We start from the raw sequence: 16,506 nt of genomic DNA on the forward strand, positions 1-16,506 counted from the left end.
TCCACCACGCTTCGCGCGGTCCCCCTCCCCCAAGGGGGGAGGATTTGATCGTGCGCTACCCCGATCCTCACTGATCCTCCCCCTCTGGGGGAGGCAGCGGCGCAGCCGACGGAGGGGGCTTCAGCCCGCCGTCTTCACCGCGGCCGCGACCTCGGCCACCACCCGTTTGACCAGGGCGGCGTCGTCGCCTTCCGCCATGACGCGGATCAGTTTTTCGGTGCCCGACGGGCGGACCAGCAGGCGGCCGACGCCTTCAAGCGAAGCTTCGGCCTCGGCGATGGCGGCCTTGACCTTGTCGGTCTCCAGCGGCTTGTCGGCGGTGAAGCGGACGTTTTCCAGCTTCTGCGGCACGGGATCGAACTGGCGGGCCAGTTCGCTCATCGGCTTGCCGGATTCGACCAGGACGGCCAGCACCTGAAGCGCCGCCATCAGGCCGTCGCCGGTGGTGGCGTGGTCGTGCAGGATGATGTGACCCGACTGTTCGCCGCCGATGTTGAAGCCGCCCTCGCGCATCCGCTCCATGACATAGCGGTCGCCGACCTTGGTCCGCTCCAGGGTCAGGCCTTCGGACTTCAGTTTGCGCTCCAGGCCCAGGTTGGACATGACGGTGGCGACCACGCCGCCGCCGGCCAGACGCCCGCGTTTCGCCCAGTCCAGCCCGACCAGGGCCATGATCTGGTCGCCGTCCACCACCTGGCCCTTCTCGTCGCAGATGATCAGCCGGTCGGCGTCCCCGTCCAGGGCGATGCCGATGTCGGCGCGGTAGCGTCTGACCGCCTCGATCAGGGTCTCGGGGTGGGTCGAGCCGCATTCGGCGTTGATATTGGTGCCGTTCGGGGTGACGCCGACGGGGAAGACCTCGGCGCCCAGTTCGAACAGGGTGGTGGGCGCGACCTTGTAGCCGGCGCCATTGGCGCAATCGACGGCGATGCGCAGGCCCTGCAGGCTGAGCCGTTTGGGGAAGGCCTGTTTGGCGATCTCGATATAGCGGGCCTGGGCGTCGTCGATCCGCTTGACCCGACCCAGTTTGTTCGACGGGGCCAGGCCCTGGTCCAGGCCGTCGTCCATCAGGGCCTCGATCTTCAGCTCGATCTCGTCGGACAGCTTGTAGCCGTCGGGGCCGAACAGCTTGATCCCGTTGTCGGCATAGTCGTTGTGCGAGGCCGAGATCATGACGCCGAGGTCGGCGCGCATCGACCGGGTCAGCATGGCCACGCCCGGCGTCGGCACCGGGCCGAAGGTGCGCACGTCCATGCCCACCGAGGCGAAGCCGGCGACCAGGGCCGGTTCGATGGTGTAGCCCGACAGGCGGGTGTCCTTGCCGATCACCACCAGATGGCGGCGGTCGTCGCCGGTGCGGAACAGTTTCCCGGCGGCCAGACCGACGCGCAGGGCGACCTCGGCCGTCATCGGATAGGTGTTGGCGCGCCCGCGAATCCCGTCGGTGCCGAAATATTTTCTGTCGCCCAAGGCGTGGTCCTTCGTTTCGGGTAACGTTCCGAAACCCCATTTTTGATGCGGTCCGTCTTAAGATTGCATAGACGGCGGTGGGGCTTGTTACGTGGCTTAGTCCCAGTTCGCCGCCAGTGCAAAGCGGCCCACCCTTCTTCCCCCGGAGTTCGCGCATGTGCGGCATCATCGGCGTCACCGGCAATGGACCCGTCGTTCCCCGTCTGATCGACAGCCTGAAACGGCTGGAATATCGCGGCTATGACTCGGCCGGGGTCGCCGCCGTCGTGGACGGTTCGGTCGAACGCCGCCGCGCCCAGGGCAAGATCCGCAATCTGGAAGCCGTGCTGGCCGAACAGCCGCTGAGCGCCACGGTCGGCATCGGCCACACCCGCTGGGCCACCCACGGCGCCCCGACCACGGCCAACGCCCACCCGCACAAGGCCGGTCGCGTCACCCTGGTCCACAACGGGATCATCGAGAATTTCGCTGAGCTGAAGGCCGATCTGGCCGCCGAGGGCCATGTCTTCGAGAGCCAGACCGACACCGAGGTCATCGCCCATCTGCTGGACGCCGAACTGGGCCATGGTCGGGCGCCTCTGGAGGCCTTCAAGTCGGTGCTGGACCGGCTGACCGGCGCCTATGCCCTGGCCGTGCTGATCGACGGCGAGGAGGACCTGATCCTGGGCGCCCGCAGAGGCAGCCCCCTGGTCGTCGGCTGGGGCGAGGACGAGATGTATCTGGGGTCCGACGCGCTGGCGGTCGGTCCCTTCACCCAGAAGATCTCCTATCTGGAAGAGGGCGACTATGTCGCCGTCACCCGCGACGGCGCCCGGATGTTCGACGTCACGGGCAAGCCGGTCGAACGGGCCGTGGTCCAGGTCTCGGCCTCCTCGGCCATGGTCGAGAAGGGCGAGTACCGCCACTTCATGGAGAAGGAGATCCATGAACAGCCCGACAGCGTCCAGCACACCCTGTCGGAATATCTGGACCTGGTGACCGGCAAGGCCAAGACCCAGGCCATCGACCTGGCGGCCGTCGACCGGATCCAGATCGTCGCCTGCGGCACCGCCTTCTACGCCGGCCAGATCGGCCGCTATGCGTTCGAGAAGCTGGCGGGTCTGCCCTGCGACGTCGAGATCGCGTCCGAGTTCCGCTACCGCTCGCCGGCGGTCTCGCAAAAGACCCTGGCGGTCGCCGTCAGCCAGTCGGGCGAGACGGCCGACACCCTGGCCAGCCTGACCTGGTGCAAGGCCCAGGGGCTGAAGACGGCGGCCGTGGTCAATGTCCATTCCTCGTCCATGGCGCGCGAGGCCGAGGTGCTGTGGCCGACCCACGCCGGGCCGGAAATCGGCGTCGCCTCGACCAAGGCCTTCACCGCCCAGGTCGCGGCCCTGCTGGCGCTGGCCGTCGCGGCGGGGGTGGCGCGCGGCCGGATCGATCCGGCGACCGAGGCCGAACTGGTCAAGGCCCTGTTCGAGAGCCCGCGCCTGATCGCCGAGGCCCTGACCATGGGCGACAGCATCCGCGCCGTGACCCAGGACCTGGCCAAGGCCGACGACGTCCTGTTCCTGGGCCGGGGCGCCATGTTCCCCCTGGCCATGGAAGGGGCGCTGAAGCTGAAGGAGATCAGCTATATCCACGCCGAGGGCTATGCCGCCGGCGAGCTGAAGCACGGGCCGATCGCCCTGATCGACGAGGAGACCCCGACGATCGCCCTGGCCCCGCTGGACGATGTGTTCGAGAAGACGGCCTCGAACCTGCAGGAGGTGGCGGCGCGCGGCGGTCCGGTCATCATGATCGCGCCGGAGAATGCGCCGGACCCGCACGGCGCCGGCATCCGCCGCGTCCACGCCCCGGACTGCCACCCGCTGATCGCCCCCCTGGTCTATGCGGTGCCGGTGCAGCTGCTGGCCTATTACACCGCCGTCCAGAAGGGCACCGACGTCGACCAGCCCCGCAACCTGGCCAAGTCCGTCACGGTGGAGTGAGCAAGGTCCCTGCCGCCGCGCCCAGGGCCTCGGGATCCGACAGGACGATCACCCCGCGCCGCACCCGGATCGCGCGCGCGGCCTGAAGTTCGCCGCAGGCGGCGGAGACGCCCGCCCGGCGCACCGCCAGCAGGTCGGCGAGATCGCTCTGGCGCAGCGTCAGCTCGGTCTGGCCGCTCAGGGCCTGGATGTCGTGCAGCAGGGCGGCGAGGCGTTCGGTCACGCGGCCGCGCGCATGGCGGGCGACCTCGATCCGGGCCGTTTCGGCGCGGCGCCGCAGGTCCGCCAGCGCCACCTCCGCCAGGGCGGGCCGGGCGAGCGCCTCGACCAGACCGGCCGCCGGAAGGACGACCTGACGACCGCGCGTCAGCCACAGGCCTTCTTCCGCCGGTTCCTGTCCCAGGGCGGCGTCGAAATTGATCAGCTCGCCCGGACCCGCCAGACCCAGGGACAGGGGATCGCCCTCGCGGAGACGGGCGACGACGCCGTCCAGGACCAGGGTGACCTGCGGCTGTCGGGCGTGGTGGGATTGGACGCGGGCGCCCGGCGGAACCGGCGCATCGACGATATCCAGGCCCTGAACCGCCAGGTGGGACAAAAGAAGACGCGCGGGATTCGGCCGGGACATGGGCCGATCAACCCCGGCGCGGCGGCGCGCGCGATAACATGGGTTAAGCGGTCAGACCGGCTCGCTCTGCAGGCGCAGATACGCAGCGTCGAACTCGGCGATCTCGGCCAGCCGGCGCCAGTCCAGGATCTCGACCTGGCCATTGGCCCATTGCACCACCCCCTCGCCGCGCAGTTCGGTGATCAGCCGGCTGACGTGGACGGTCGACAGGCCGAGCGCGTCGCCCAGCACCGCCTGGGTCAGGGGCAGGTCGAACCTCATCTCGTCCGCCTGGCCCGCCGCCTTCAGCCGCAGATACAGTTCGCAGACCAGATGGGCGATATGGGCCAGGCCGCTGCGCCGCCCCATGGCCACCAGCCACTGGCGGTGGATGGCGGCGTCGATGATGGTGTCCAGCCAAAGCAGCCGGCTCAGGTGCGGATGCCGTTCGGTCAGATGGATCAGCTTCGCATGCGGTGCGAAGGCCACGACGCAGTCGGTCAGGGCCAGAACCCCGTGGTCCATCTGTTTCATCAGGAGGCTGTGCAGGTCGATGAAATCGCCGGAGACATTGATCTCGGTGATCTGCCGCGCCCCGTCGGACAGGGTGGAATAGCGGGCCGAGAAGCCGGAGATGAGCAGGGTGGAGTGCAGCGGATGGGCGTGCTGCCGCACGATGTCGGCGCCGGCCTTCACCTCACGCGGCGGGCCCAGCACGTCCTGAAGGGCGGCGATCTCCTCCGCCGAGACGGAATCGCGCAGCGACAGTTTCTCGACCAGGGTGGTGATCTTCGGCTTGGGCGGCGATGCGGTCATTCGCCGGCCTTCGCGAGGCTCCAGCCGTCCGGCGCCCTGTCCGAGGCCTGGGCCGTGACGCTGACCACGGTGCGCCCGTCCGCGTCGGTGACGATCACGCTGAACGCGCCCGTCGTCCAGAAGGCGGAGCCGCGATAGCGCAGGATTTCGCCCAGCACCGTGACCGCCTCCTCGCGCGCGGCGTCCACGTCAGGCAGATCCTCGCCCTGCTCGTCGCGAATCCGATCACCGTTCTGCGTATGAAAGAAATAGTGCGGCAAACCGGCCTCCAGCATCAGTTCTGCTGGAAGCGGTCGCCGGGCGCTTTGGTTCAGCGCCTAGATTTCCTGGTTGAAGGCGCCGATCTCGGGATAGGCGGCGAGGCGCGGCTTGATCTCCTTGCGGAACAGGTCGCGCATGTCGTCCTCGGACCTCATGCTCTCGACCACCACGACCAGTTCGGGCTTGTTCGACGAGGCGCGGACCAGGACCCAGGATCCGTCCTCCAGATGCACCCGAACGCCGTTGACGGTGATGGCCTCGACGATCCTGCGGCCCAGGATCTCGCCGCCGGCGGCCGCCAGATCGGAATATGCCTTCACGATCCGCTCCAGCACCCCGTATTTCAGCTCGTCGTCGCAGTGGGGCGACATGGTCAGGCTGGTCCAGGCGTCAGGCAGGGCCGACTTCAGTTCCGACAGTTTCTTGTCGGGGTTGCGGTCCAGCATGGCCAGGACGGCCCCGGCTGCGACCAGGCCGTCATCGTAGCCGTGGCCCAGGTCGCCGGCCATGAAGAAGTGGCCCGACTTCTCGAACCCGGCCAGGGCGCCCAGTTCGGCGGTCTTGCGCTTGATGTAGGAGTGGCCGGTCTTCCAGTAGACCACCTCGGCGCCATTGGCCTTGAGGATCTCGTCGGTCTTGTAGAGGCCGGTCGACTTCACATCGACGACGAAGGTGCTGTTCGGATAGACCTTCGACAGGTCGCGGGCCAGCATCAGGCCGATCTTGTCGGCGAAGATCTCCTCGCCCGTGTCGTCCACCACGCCGCAGCGGTCGCCGTCGCCGTCGAAGCCCAGGGCCAGGTCGGCGCCCGTCTCCTTCACCCGCTGGGCCATCTGCACCAGCATGGCGTGGTCTTCAGGGTTCGGATTGTATTTGGGGAAATTGTAGTCGAGGTCGGTGTCCATCTCGATCACCTCGACGCCCATGCGGCGCAGGGCGTCGGGGGCGAAGGCGCCGGCCGTGCCGTTGCCGCAGGCGCAGACCACCTTCAGCGGGCGCTTGACCTGAACCTTCGACGCCACGTCGGCGACATAGGTCTCGCGGAAGTCCTCGACCCGGACCAGTCTGCCGTTCGGCCGGGCCACGCCCTGGCCGTCCAGCACGATCGTCTTCAGCCGGCCCATCTCCTCGGGGCCGAAGGTCAGGGGCTTGTTGGCGCCCATCTTCACGCCGGTCCAGCCGTTCTCGTTGTGGCTGGCGGTGACCATGGCCACGCAGGGGGCGTCCAGTTCGAACTGGCCGAAATAGGCCATGGGCGACAGGGCCAGGCCCACGTCCAGAACCTCCATCCCGCCTTCCAGCAGGCCGATGATCAGGGCCTGTTTGACGCTGAGGCTGTAGCCGCGGAAATCGTGGCCGACGACGATCCTGGGCTGGACCCCGATCTCGTGGACATAGGTGGCCAGACCCAGGCCCAGGGCCTGTATGCCGAGGAGATTGATCTCCTTCTCCAGGATCCAGCGGGCGTCATACTCGCGAAAGCCGGTCGGCTTCACCAGGGCCTGGGTCTCATAGGCGGCCGTGTTCGGCTTCAGGTCCTGGCGGGGCTTGAGCATGGCTCTTCCTTTGGGTGATCTGACTTGTGCTGGTCGGCGTGGTGCGTCCGCTCAGGCGGCGGCGCGTTTCCTTATCCGCGCGATACGGCGCAGGCGACGCCAGAAGCGACCGCGCTCGGGCTCGGGATAGGGCTGCAGGTTCTCGACGAACTGCTCCGCCGAGGCCCGCCAGCTGAATTTTTCCGCATAGGCGCGCACGGCCTTGCGGTCGAGCTTGAGGGCTTCCAGGCAGGCGGTCTTCAGGTCCTTGTCGATCGCCCCGGCGTTCGAACCCGGGATGATGTCGATCGGGCCATGGGCCGGATAGGCGGCGACCGGGGTGCCGGCGGCCATGGCCTCCAGAATCACCAGGCCGAAGGTGTCGGTCCAGCTGGGGAAGACGAAGACGTCGGCGTCGCGGAAGCAGCGGGCCAGGTCGTCGCCGAATCGGGCGCCGAGGAATTTGGCCTCGGGATATTTCTCCTGAAGCTCGGCGCGGGCGGGACCGTCGCCGACGATGATCTTGGTGCCGGGCAGGTCCAGTTCGAGGAAGGCCTCGATGTTCTTCTCCACCGCCACCCGGCCGACGTTGAGGAAGAAGGGGCGGGGCCAGTCCTTGCCTCCCATCTCGTCGTAGATGCGTTCGAGGTCGGGATTGAAGACGTCGGTGTCGACGCCGCGCGACCAGGGAGAGACGTTCTTGAACCCATGTTCGACCAGTTCGTCGCGCAGGGTCGGGGTCGCCACCATCAGCCGGCCCGACGGCTTGTGGAACCATTTCATATAGGCGTAGCCGACCTGGACCGGGATCGGGAAACGCGCCGAGACATATTCGGGGAATTTGGTGTGGTAGCTGGTCGTGAACGGCAGCTTCCATTCCACGCAGATGCGGCGGGTGGCGATGCCGATCGGCCCCTCGGTGGCGATATGGACCGCCTCGGGCTCGAAGGCGCGCAACATCTCGCGAATCTCTTCCTCCGCGCCCAGGGCCAGCCGGATTTCCGGATAGGTGGGGCAGGGGATGGTCTTGAACAGACTGGGTTCGATGACCTCGACCTCATGGCCCATGCCACGGCATTCCGCCACGGTGCGGGTCAGGGTGCGGACGACGCCGTTGACCTGAGGTTCCCAGGCGTCGGTGGCCAGAACGATGCGCATTGAGGCGGGCGGACCCTGAGCCGTTAAGTAAGGGCGGAACTTCTAGACGCTTCGGATGACGAAGGCGAGACGGATACGCTGCGTCTCACGACAGCTCCAAAGCTGAAACCAGGTCGGGTCTCAGAGCGCCCAGGGACGCCCGCGTCTGAGCAAAGGCCGCCATGACGTGGTAGAAGGAGCTGGCTGGAGCGGGCTCGTCGATGAACCGGCCGTTCTCCAGCATCTTGTCATGCCAGAGCCCCGAGGGCGTGAGATAACGCCACATCGCGCGCTGGGCCCGCGCGGCCTGGGTCAGGCAGAGGTCCCGACGAGCGTCGTCAGTCAGCGAGGCGAGGATCAGCGCCGCCTTCAGCCATTCGGTCTGGGGCCAAAGCCGCGCCCGGGCGCTGCGGATCCCGCCGTCCAGGTTCATGGCGTCCACGGCCACGCCCCGCTTCGGATCGACGCCGCGCAGGCCGCCTTCGAAGAGTTTCCAGGCGACGTCCAGCAGATCGGGAGCGGATCTGGCGCGAGCATGGCGCGCGAGAAGCCAGGCCCATTCGAACTGGTGTCCAGGCTCCACGAGCATGCCGTCGGCGCCGGGGGCGGGCGACCAGTCGGGAGAGAAGAATTCGCGCAGCAGGCCCGTGGCCGGGTCGATGAAACGGGACTGCGCCAGATCGACGATCCGATCCGCCAGAGCGCTCCAGTTCGCGTCGCCGCCGGCCTCTTCCCAGGCCAGGGCGGCTTCAAGAAGATGCATGTGGGCGTTCGACTGGTACGGATGCGCGCCGGCCTCGACCAGTCCGCCTGACCTGGGGGCGTCCCTCAACAGGCGGTCCCGAACGGCGACCGCCTGATCTTCGGTCGCGTGCTCCGGTGTCATTTGTGACGCCGTCGCCAGCGCAAACATCAGGAAGGCCTGATCGTAGAGCGAAACCGTCTCGTCCATCGGGTCGCCTGCGGCTGACAACCTGGCCCTCATCAGGCCGTCGGAATTGAGAAAACGCCGGTTCAGCCAGTCAAGACCTGTCCTGGCCGTCGCCTGCCAGGGGCCCGACCATCCCAGCCGACCGGCTTCGGCATAGACCTGGATCTGGCGCGCCTGGACGCGCGCGCGCCGCGCCGCGCCCAGTCTGCGCCCGTCCTGCCCGAGCAACTCCTCGAAACCGCCCGCGGCGTCCTGGCCCAGGGTGCACCAGGTCGGCAGGGCCGCCTGTCGCATCCATGAGGCGAAGCGAACGGCGCCGTCCGCCAGCGCCTCCTCAGGAGGACGAGAAAAGTCGAGGTGACGCGGCGACAGCGTCTTCAGCCGTTCCACGACCTTCTTCACGTCCTGGCTGCGCCGGAGGTCGGTTACGAGAACGGCGTCCTTCTCGACGATGATGCCCAGGTTCGACACGCCGATCGCAGCGACCATGACCCCGTCGCAGGCGCGGACCAGGCAGTTGTCGGCGTCTTCAAAGACGTGCAGTCCGACGTCGCCCTCGCCGGATGCATGGACGGAATCCCAGGCGCCCAGATCGGACCATTCGAAGCCCACCGGCAGCACGGACGCGCGTTTCGTCTTCTCCATGACGGCGTAGTCGATCGAGATCTTCGGTGCGGCGGTGAAGCGTCGGCCGAGGAAGATCACGCCGCCGTCGAAGGTGGCCTCGTCCAGGGCGTCAGTCACGGCCTCGGTCAGCCCGGCCGTCGCCTGTTCGATTTCCGCATGCAGCACATCGGCGCGGACGATGAAGTTTCCGCTGTTCCACAGATAGCCGCTGGCGATGTACTGTTCGGCGGTCGCCGTGTCGGGCTTTTCCACGAAGGCCTGGATGTCCGACAATCCCGTCGACGCCGGGGCGATATATCCATAGGCCGACGACGGCGCCGTGGGGACGACGCCGAGCGTGACGATGCGCCCGTTCGCCGCCGCCTCGCTGGCGGTCCTGGAGGCGTTGCGGAAGGCCTCGCCGTCAGGAATATGATGGTCCGAAGCGACGAACAGATTGACCGCTTCGGGGTCTTGGCGCCGGGTCCATAGCGCCGCCGTCGCCATCGCTGCGGCCGAATCCCGGCCTTCCGGTTCGAGCAGGACGACGGCTTCGCGTCCGATTTCGGCCAGTTGCTCGAGAATGGCGTGATGATGTGCGGCGCCGCCGACCACGATCAATGCGCCTTCAGCTCCCGCCAGGGGCGCGACGCGCTCAACGGTTTCCTGAAAGAGCGAACGGTTTCCTGCCAGGGGGATGAACTGCTTGGGGCGCGAGGGTCGAGATGCAGGCCAAAGACGTGTGCCGGAGCCGCCACACATGATCACGGGGAAAATTACCGGCATGGAGTAAGTTGGTGCTTTCTTGCTCGTTCCAGGCGTGGGTCTTAGGAGGTGGGGCGGAAAACGTCACCCCGAAATCGAACCGCAGGTGGTGTCGGATCCAGTCGAGGGGGCGCGCCTAGAGCGGCAGCACCGTCGTCGACTTCACCTCTTCCAGCACCGCATAGGTCCGGGTTTCCCGCACGCCCGGCATTCGCACCAGGACGTCGCCCAGAAAGGCGCGATAGGCGTCCATGTCGCCGACGCGGGCCTTGATCAGATAGTCGAAGCCGCCTGCGACCATGTGACACTCCAAAACCTCAGGTTGGCTGCGGACGGCGGCGGCGAAGGCCTCGAAGACGTCGCCGGTGGTGCGGTCCAGCAGGACCTCGACGAAGATCAGAAGGTCGCGGCCGACCTGGGCCGGGTCCACCATGGCGGCGTAGCCCCTGATGATCCGCTTGTCGCGCAGGCGTTTGACCCGTTCGAAACAGGCGGCGGGCGACAGATTGCACTGGCGCGCCAGTTCGGCGTTGGAGATCCGGCCGTCGGTCTGGAGCACCCGCAGGATGCGGCGGTCGACGGTGTCTATGTCGATCATCGGAAATCAGGCCTCATTGCCGAACGATCTTCGGCTTGGCTTCGTATCATACGAAGCACCTTCAACGAGCTCCGGCATATACGGCGTAAATCCACAGGATTTGTCGCAAATGACCACCCCCGCCTTCACGCCTTCGAGCCTGGCCGCCTGGGACGGTCTGGACCGGGACAAGTTCCGCGACGAACGGGCCGTGGTCGCCGACAATCTGGCCCGGATCCCGCTGGACGCCGCCGAGCGCGCCGCCGTGGTCGCCGAGGCCGTCGCCCTGGTCGAACACGCCCGCCGCAGCCAGAAGAAACAGGGCGTCGTCGAAAGCTTCCTGCAGCAGTTTTCGCTGGGCACCCGCGAGGGTCTGGCCCTGATGTGTTTAGCCGAGGCCCTGCTGCGCGTGCCGGACGAGGAGACCCGCGACCGGCTGATCGCCGAGAAGATCGGTTCGGCCGACTGGGCCGCCCATCTGGGCCAGTCCGACAGTCTGTTCGTCAACGCCTCGACCTGGGGTCTGATGCTGACCGGGAAACTGGTCGACGTCGACGACGAGGCCCGCAGCGACCTGCCCGGCTTCCTGAAGCGGATCGCCGGTCGTCTGGGCGAGCCGGTCATCCGCCAGGCTGTGGCCACGGCGGTCAAGATCATGGGCGAGCAGTTCGTCGTCGGCCGGACCATCCAGGCGGCGCTGAAACGGTCGAACAAGGAAGGCTGGCTGTGCAGCTTCGACATGCTGGGCGAGGGCGCCCGGACCATGGCCGACGCCGACCGCTACGAGAAGATCTACGCCGACGCCATCGAGGCGGTGGGCAGGACGGCGAAGGGCCAGGGGCCGGAACACGGCCACGGCGTCTCGGTCAAACTGTCGGCCCTGTCGCCCCGCTATGAGGCGACGCACGAGGACGGGGTGTGGGGCGAGCTCTATCCCCGCGTCCTGCGCTTGGCGCAGATCGCCGCGAAATACGACATCAACTTCACCATGGACGCCGAGGAGGCGGACCGTCTGGCCCTGTCGCTGAAGCTGCTGGACCGGCTGGCCCATGAAGCGTCGCTGGGCGGCTGGACCGGCCTGGGTCTGGCGGTTCAGGCCTATCAGAAGCGCGGTCTGGAGACGATCCAGCGGGTCGCCGACCTGGCTCGCCGCTCGGGCCGCCGGCTGATGGTGCGCCTGGTCAAGGGCGCCTATTGGGACACCGAGATCAAGCGGGCCCAGGTGTTCGGCCGCACCGACTATCCGGTCTTCACCACCAAGGCGGCGACCGATCTGAACTATCTGGTCTGCGCGCATGCGATGATCGAGGCGGCGCCGGCGATCTATTCCCAGTTCGCCAGCCACAACGCCCATACGCTGGCCGCCGTGCGCCGCATGGCGCGGGACCGGGGCGTCGCCGTCGAGCATCAGCGGCTGCACGGCATGGGCGAGGCCCTGTATGACGCGGCCCATGAGGCCTGGGCCGATGAGACGGTCATCGTCCGCGCCTATGCCCCCGTCGGCGGGCATGAGGAGCTGCTGCCCTATCTGGTGCGGCGCCTGCTGGAAAACGGCGCCAACTCCTCCTTCGTCCACGCCCTGCTGGACGAGCGGGTGCCCGCCTCGGCCGTCGCGGCCGATCCCATTTCCCTGGTCGAGCAAGCGCCCGACCGTCACCCCAAGATTCCGGTTCCGAAAGACATGTACGGCGATCGTCAGAACTCCCTCGGCCGCGACTATTCCCAGGCCGCCGACCGTGAAATCCACGCCAAGGCCCTGGAGCTGGTCGACCGCGAGAAACTGACCTCGGGTCCGATCATCGGCGGCAAGCTGCGCGCCGGGATCGCCGCCCAGGACGTCACCAATCCCTTCGACCGGTCGCAGGTGCTGGGTCATGTGTCCGAGGCCGAGGCCGCCGACATCGACGCCGCCGTCGAGGCCGCCGCCAGCGCCCAGGTCCAGTGGGATCGTCAGGGCGGGGCGAAACGCGCCATCGTCCTGCGCGCCATGGGGGATGCGCTGGAGGCCGATCTGGACCGTCTGGTGGCCCTGCTCAGCCGCGAGGCGGGCAAGACCCTGAACGACGGCGTCGCCGAGGTGCGCGAGGCCGCCGACTTCTGCCGCTACTACGCCCTGCTGGCCGAGCGCGACTTCTCGGCGCCCGAGACCCTGAAGGGGCCGACCGGCGAGACCAATCAGCTGATCCTGCACGGACGCGGCGTCTTCGCCTGTATCAGCCCGTGGAACTTCCCCCTGGCCATCTTCACCGGCCAGATCGCCGCCGCCCTGGCCGCCGGCGACGCCGTCCTGGCCAAGCCGGCCGAACAGACGCCCCTGATCGCCGCCGAGGCCGTGCGCCTGTATCACAGGGCGGGTCTGAACCCGGACCTGCTGGCCCTGGTCCCCGGACGCGGCGAGACGGTGGGCGCGGCCCTGGTCACGCACCCGGGCATCGACGGCGTCGCCTTCACCGGCGGCACCGACACGGCCGCCGCCATCAACCGCTCGATCGCGGCCCGCCCCGGCGCCATCATCCCCTTCATCGCCGAGACCGGCGGTCTGAACGGCATGTTCATCGACACCACGGCCCTGAAGGAACAGGTGATCGACGACGTCATCCAGTCGGCCTTCGGCTCGGCCGGCCAGCGCTGCTCGGCCCTGCGCGTCCTCTATGTGCCCAAGGAGTCGGCCGACGCCCTGATCGAGGGACTGAAGGGCGCCTTGGCCGTCCAGACCGTCGCCGACCCGTCCGATCCCAGGACCGACATCGGCCCGGTGATCGACCCCGAATCGCGCCGCGCCCTGGAGGCCCATGTCGAGCGGCTGTCGAAGGAGGCCAAGGTGGTGGCCCGCGCCGCCCTGCCGCTGGGGTCGGAGAAGGGCGATCTGTTCGCCCCGACCATCGCCGAGATCCCGACCCCCGACTTCCTGGAGCGCGAGGTCTTCGGCCCCATCCTGCACGTCTATCGCTACGCCCCGTCGGAGCTGAAGTCGGTGGCGGGCAAGCTGGCCGCGCGCGGCTACGGCCTGACCCTGGGCGTCCACAGCCGAATCGAGGCCTTCGCCGCCGAGGTGGTCGAATTGGTCCCGGCCGGCAATGTCTATGTGAACCGTTCGATCACCGGGGCCGTGGTCGGGGTCCAGCCGTTCGGCGGCGAGGGCCTGTCAGGCACGGGCCCCAAGGCAGGAGGACCGAACAGCCTGATCCGCTATGCGGCCGAGAAGGCGATCAGCGTCAATATCGCCGCCCAGGGCGGGGATCCGGCGCTGCTGAATCTGTGAGGCGTCAGGCTTGACGTGATGCTGTGCAGGCAGGCGTTGATGCGTCGATATGGGCTGTGATCACGATCTTGATCCGAGCATCGTCTGCGTCGGCTGTATTTGGATGGGCGGGGTGTCGGACGGCTGATGACCCTGTTCGTGACGACGGCGCGATCCGCGGCTGCGCCGTCGCCCTACAGTCTTCGTTTTCCGCAAGCGCCTGAAGCCGGAAAGCGCAGCGTCGCCTTGATGAGATTGGGGGCGATTGGCCGCCTCTTCTGTGTGATTGATTTTCGTAGAATTTATGCTGGCCTAATCCATTTCACCTCGCTTAGATGAGAGCGATGTTCGAGGCGTCGCGTGTGGCGGAATTGCTCAACGCCGTTCGCGATAGATACAGTTCATTTCGCATAGTCCGACTTCGGAGAGATATTCTTGCCTTATCGTCTCGATATACATGAGCGGGAATTCGAATACCGATCGAGGGCCGCGGGGGTGGCCGCTTCGCTCGCTGCGACCGGCGGATTTGTTGTCGAATTTGAGGGGCTGGCGACGGCGGGGCCGTTTGCGGGGCTCAGGCCGCTGACACTGGTTTTCTGACCGACCGCCATGTTCGCACATATCGTAACCTCGGATCGCGGCTGGATTCTGGAGAAGATGGCGTCCGAGATATCGGCGCTTGGTTATGTCAGTCACGACATCGCGCCTGATCCTCGCGCCAAGGTTCAGTATTACATCACATACTCGTGCCGAAAAAAACGAGTGTCTGAAGTCGAATTGGCTTACTTCACTCATCTGGAAGAGGGTGAGGTCTCTAGGAGGAAATTCTTCGACGTTGCGTCGCAAGTAGATCACAGCATCTGCATGGCGAAGATTTACGAAGGTATTCTCCTGAACAGCGGTGTACGCAACGTTCATCTGTTGCCGCCGGGGGTCGATCTTTCCAAGTTCCAGGTAGGGGTCAAGGTCGGGGTTGTGGGCCGCACCTATGTCACGGGGCGCAAGGGAGAGGGGCTGGTCAAACGGGTCATGGACCTGCCGGGAATAGACTGGTTCTTCACGGGCGAAGGCTGGCCGGGCGCCGCCATGAATCTGAGCGATGAGGCGCTTCCCGGCTTCTATCGGGACATGGACTACATCCTGGTGCCCGCCCTGTATGAAGGGGGGCCGATGTCGATAATCGAGGCCCTGGCGTCGGGTACCCCGGTCATCGCGCCGGATGTCGGATGGGCCCCGGAGTTGCCGCGTATTTCATATGAGACGGGCAATGCGGAAGATCTCCGCCGCGTCTTGAACGGCCTGGTCGAGGAGCGGCAGAAGCTTAGAAGCGCCGTTCTTGACCGCACCTGGAGCGCATTTGTCGAGGGGCACGACAGGCTGTTCTTCGAAATCGCCCGGGAGCGAGGCTGGAATCGCCCGGAGACGGCTCGTCGACCTTTGCGGCCGAAGGCGTCGACCAGGTCTGCGCCCCCCGCCGCATCGACCTTGCTGCTTACGCATGGTCGAGAAAACGAGGCCAAGGGAGGGCCGTCCACACGTGTGCCTGCGCTGGCGAAAAAACTGCCCGAGTTCGGCTACAAGGCCACGCTGGGGCATTATCCCGACGCAGACCTGACTGCGGCCGACATCGTCCATGTCTTCAACGTCGCGTCTCCCCAGATTTCCCTGCCTGTCATGGAGGCGGCCAAGGCGTCGGGTCGGAAGGTCGCCTTCTCGCCGATCTTCCTCGACAATCGATGCCGTCTGCAGTGGCAGGTCGACCTGCCTGCGGCCTTCGCCGGAGATCCTGCCGGATTGGCCGAGCGGCTTCAGGCCGTCAATGATGCGGCCCGGGCCGCCCGGGAACTGCCTCTCAGTCATGGGTTCGAGCTGACGCCGGGGTATAACGCCATGATCGGGCGCATGCTGGATCAGGCTGATCGTTGCATCTATCTGAGCGAATACGAGCGCTGGGCCCTGGCGTCCGCGACGGGGCGCGAGACGCCTGGCGACGTAATCCTGAATCCGGTCGACGCCGACCTGTTCGCGCGCGCAGATCGTAGCCTGTTCGCCGAGGCCTATGGGGTGGAGGACTATGTTCTTTGCGTCGGCCGCATCGAGCCGCGGAAGAATCAACTCTTGCTCGCCCACGCCCTACGCGATGTCGACATACCCATAGTATTCGCCGGGGAGTCGTTGGACTTCCCCGATTACGAGCGGTTGTTGCGGGAGGTTGTGGGCGCGCGAGGCCATTTTGTCGGCCGTCTGCCTTCGCAATCGGCCATGCTTGCGTCGGCTTACGCCGGAGCCAAATGTTTCGCGCTCCCAAGCTGGGCTGAGGGGGGGCCTCTGTCGGCATTGGAGGCCGGGGCCGCGGGCGCGCCGCTGGTGCTGAGTTCGTTTGCTGGAGAGCGGGAGTATTTTGGCGAATTTGCCGAATATTGCGACCCTTCCAGCGAATCCAGCATCAGAGATGCAGTCGTCAGGTCAATTTCCGCGCCTCGCCGTTCTGATGAGCGGAAATCGTATGTTTCCGGGAAACTCAACATAGACGTTCATGTCGAGTCGACGGCGAGATTCTATGATAATCTTAGGGCCCGTAAATAAATGA

General features: G+C 66.7%; 11 protein-coding genes. 3 read left to right on the top strand and 8 right to left on the bottom strand.

Going from position 1 to position 16,506, the window contains the following annotated elements:
* Positions 1-120: 120 nt before the first annotated feature.
* Entirely contained in the window at positions 121-1,470 is a 1,350-nt protein-coding gene (gene glmM / locus ACIQ1T_RS12320; RefSeq protein ID WP_395944844.1) for a phosphoglucosamine mutase, read from the bottom strand.
* A 155-nt stretch (positions 1,471-1,625) separates the two neighbouring features.
* Between glmM and glmS the strand changes: the two genes are divergently transcribed.
* The gene (glmS, locus tag ACIQ1T_RS12325) at positions 1,626-3,440 is read left to right on the top strand and encodes a glutamine--fructose-6-phosphate transaminase (isomerizing) (protein WP_395944845.1); all 1,815 of its coding nucleotides are present in this window, start codon (positions 1,626-1,628) and stop codon (positions 3,438-3,440) included.
* Here the strand turns inward: glmS and ACIQ1T_RS12330 are convergent.
* From ACIQ1T_RS12330 to ACIQ1T_RS12360, 7 genes are all read right to left on the bottom strand, one after another.
* On the bottom strand, positions 3,427-4,068 hold the full coding sequence (locus ACIQ1T_RS12330; RefSeq protein WP_395944846.1) for a Crp/Fnr family transcriptional regulator: 642 nt from the start codon (positions 4,066-4,068) through the stop codon (positions 3,427-3,429). The genes glmS and ACIQ1T_RS12330 overlap by 14 nt on opposite strands.
* A 51-nt stretch (positions 4,069-4,119) precedes the next feature.
* Positions 4,120-4,863, bottom strand: coding sequence for a Crp/Fnr family transcriptional regulator (locus tag ACIQ1T_RS12335; RefSeq protein ID WP_395944847.1), 744 nt, complete (start codon positions 4,861-4,863; stop codon positions 4,120-4,122).
* Entirely contained in the window at positions 4,860-5,123 is a 264-nt protein-coding gene (locus ACIQ1T_RS12340; RefSeq protein WP_395944848.1) for a DUF6894 family protein, read from the bottom strand. The genes ACIQ1T_RS12335 and ACIQ1T_RS12340 overlap by 4 nt, the downstream gene beginning before the upstream one ends.
* Positions 5,124-5,180: 57 nt before the next feature.
* Positions 5,181-6,680, bottom strand: coding sequence for a phosphomannomutase/phosphoglucomutase (locus ACIQ1T_RS12345; RefSeq protein ID WP_395944849.1), 1,500 nt, complete (start codon positions 6,678-6,680; stop codon positions 5,181-5,183).
* 51 nt (positions 6,681-6,731) lie between these two features.
* On the bottom strand, positions 6,732-7,817 hold the full coding sequence (locus ACIQ1T_RS12350; protein WP_395944850.1) for a glycosyltransferase family 4 protein: 1,086 nt from the start codon (positions 7,815-7,817) through the stop codon (positions 6,732-6,734).
* Positions 7,818-7,902: 85 nt separating this feature from the next.
* The gene (locus ACIQ1T_RS12355) at positions 7,903-10,119 is read right to left on the bottom strand and encodes an AGE family epimerase/isomerase (RefSeq protein ID WP_395944851.1); all 2,217 of its coding nucleotides are present in this window, start codon (positions 10,117-10,119) and stop codon (positions 7,903-7,905) included.
* A 115-nt stretch (positions 10,120-10,234) separates the two neighbouring features.
* Positions 10,235-10,696: an Lrp/AsnC ligand binding domain-containing protein gene (locus tag ACIQ1T_RS12360; protein ID WP_395944852.1), complete on the bottom strand. Its 462-nt coding sequence runs from the start codon at positions 10,694-10,696 to the stop codon at positions 10,235-10,237.
* A 109-nt stretch (positions 10,697-10,805) separates the two neighbouring features.
* Here ACIQ1T_RS12360 and putA point away from each other — a divergent pair, with 109 nt between their 5' ends.
* Both putA and ACIQ1T_RS12370 read left to right on the top strand, forming a co-directional pair.
* Positions 10,806-13,937 (top strand): bifunctional proline dehydrogenase/L-glutamate gamma-semialdehyde dehydrogenase PutA, encoded by a 3,132-nt coding sequence (gene putA / locus ACIQ1T_RS12365; RefSeq protein WP_395944853.1) that lies wholly within the window; start codon positions 10,806-10,808, stop codon positions 13,935-13,937.
* 588 nt (positions 13,938-14,525) lie between these two features.
* Positions 14,526-16,502, top strand: a complete 1,977-nt coding sequence (locus ACIQ1T_RS12370; RefSeq protein ID WP_395944854.1) for a glycosyltransferase — start codon at positions 14,526-14,528, stop codon at positions 16,500-16,502.
* Positions 16,503-16,506 lie beyond the last annotated feature (4 nt).

The organism is Brevundimonas sp., from assembly GCF_044336875.1.
Taxonomy (GTDB): Bacteria; Pseudomonadota; Alphaproteobacteria; order Caulobacterales; family Caulobacteraceae; genus Brevundimonas.

What these genes read in the sequence shown, in the direction of transcription:
- ACIQ1T_RS12335 (WP_395944847.1), bottom strand. Translation starts at nt 4,863, where the DNA reads ATGACCGCATCGCCGCCCAAGCCGAAGATCACCACCCTGGTCGAGAAA.
- ACIQ1T_RS12350 (WP_395944850.1), bottom strand. Translation starts at nt 7,817, where the DNA reads ATGCGCATCGTTCTGGCCACCGACGCCTGGGAACCTCAGGTCAACGGC.
- putA (WP_395944853.1), top strand. Translation starts at nt 10,806, where the DNA reads ATGACCACCCCCGCCTTCACGCCTTCGAGCCTGGCCGCCTGGGACGGT.
- glmS (WP_395944845.1), top strand. Translation starts at nt 1,626, where the DNA reads ATGTGCGGCATCATCGGCGTCACCGGCAATGGACCCGTCGTTCCCCGT.
- ACIQ1T_RS12355 (WP_395944851.1), bottom strand. Translation starts at nt 10,119, where the DNA reads ATGCCGGTAATTTTCCCCGTGATCATGTGTGGCGGCTCCGGCACACGT.
- ACIQ1T_RS12345 (WP_395944849.1), bottom strand. Translation starts at nt 6,680, where the DNA reads ATGCTCAAGCCCCGCCAGGACCTGAAGCCGAACACGGCCGCCTATGAG.
- ACIQ1T_RS12370 (WP_395944854.1), top strand. Translation starts at nt 14,526, where the DNA reads ATGTTCGCACATATCGTAACCTCGGATCGCGGCTGGATTCTGGAGAAG.
- ACIQ1T_RS12330 (WP_395944846.1), bottom strand. Translation starts at nt 4,068, where the DNA reads ATGTCCCGGCCGAATCCCGCGCGTCTTCTTTTGTCCCACCTGGCGGTT.
- ACIQ1T_RS12360 (WP_395944852.1), bottom strand. Translation starts at nt 10,696, where the DNA reads ATGATCGACATAGACACCGTCGACCGCCGCATCCTGCGGGTGCTCCAG.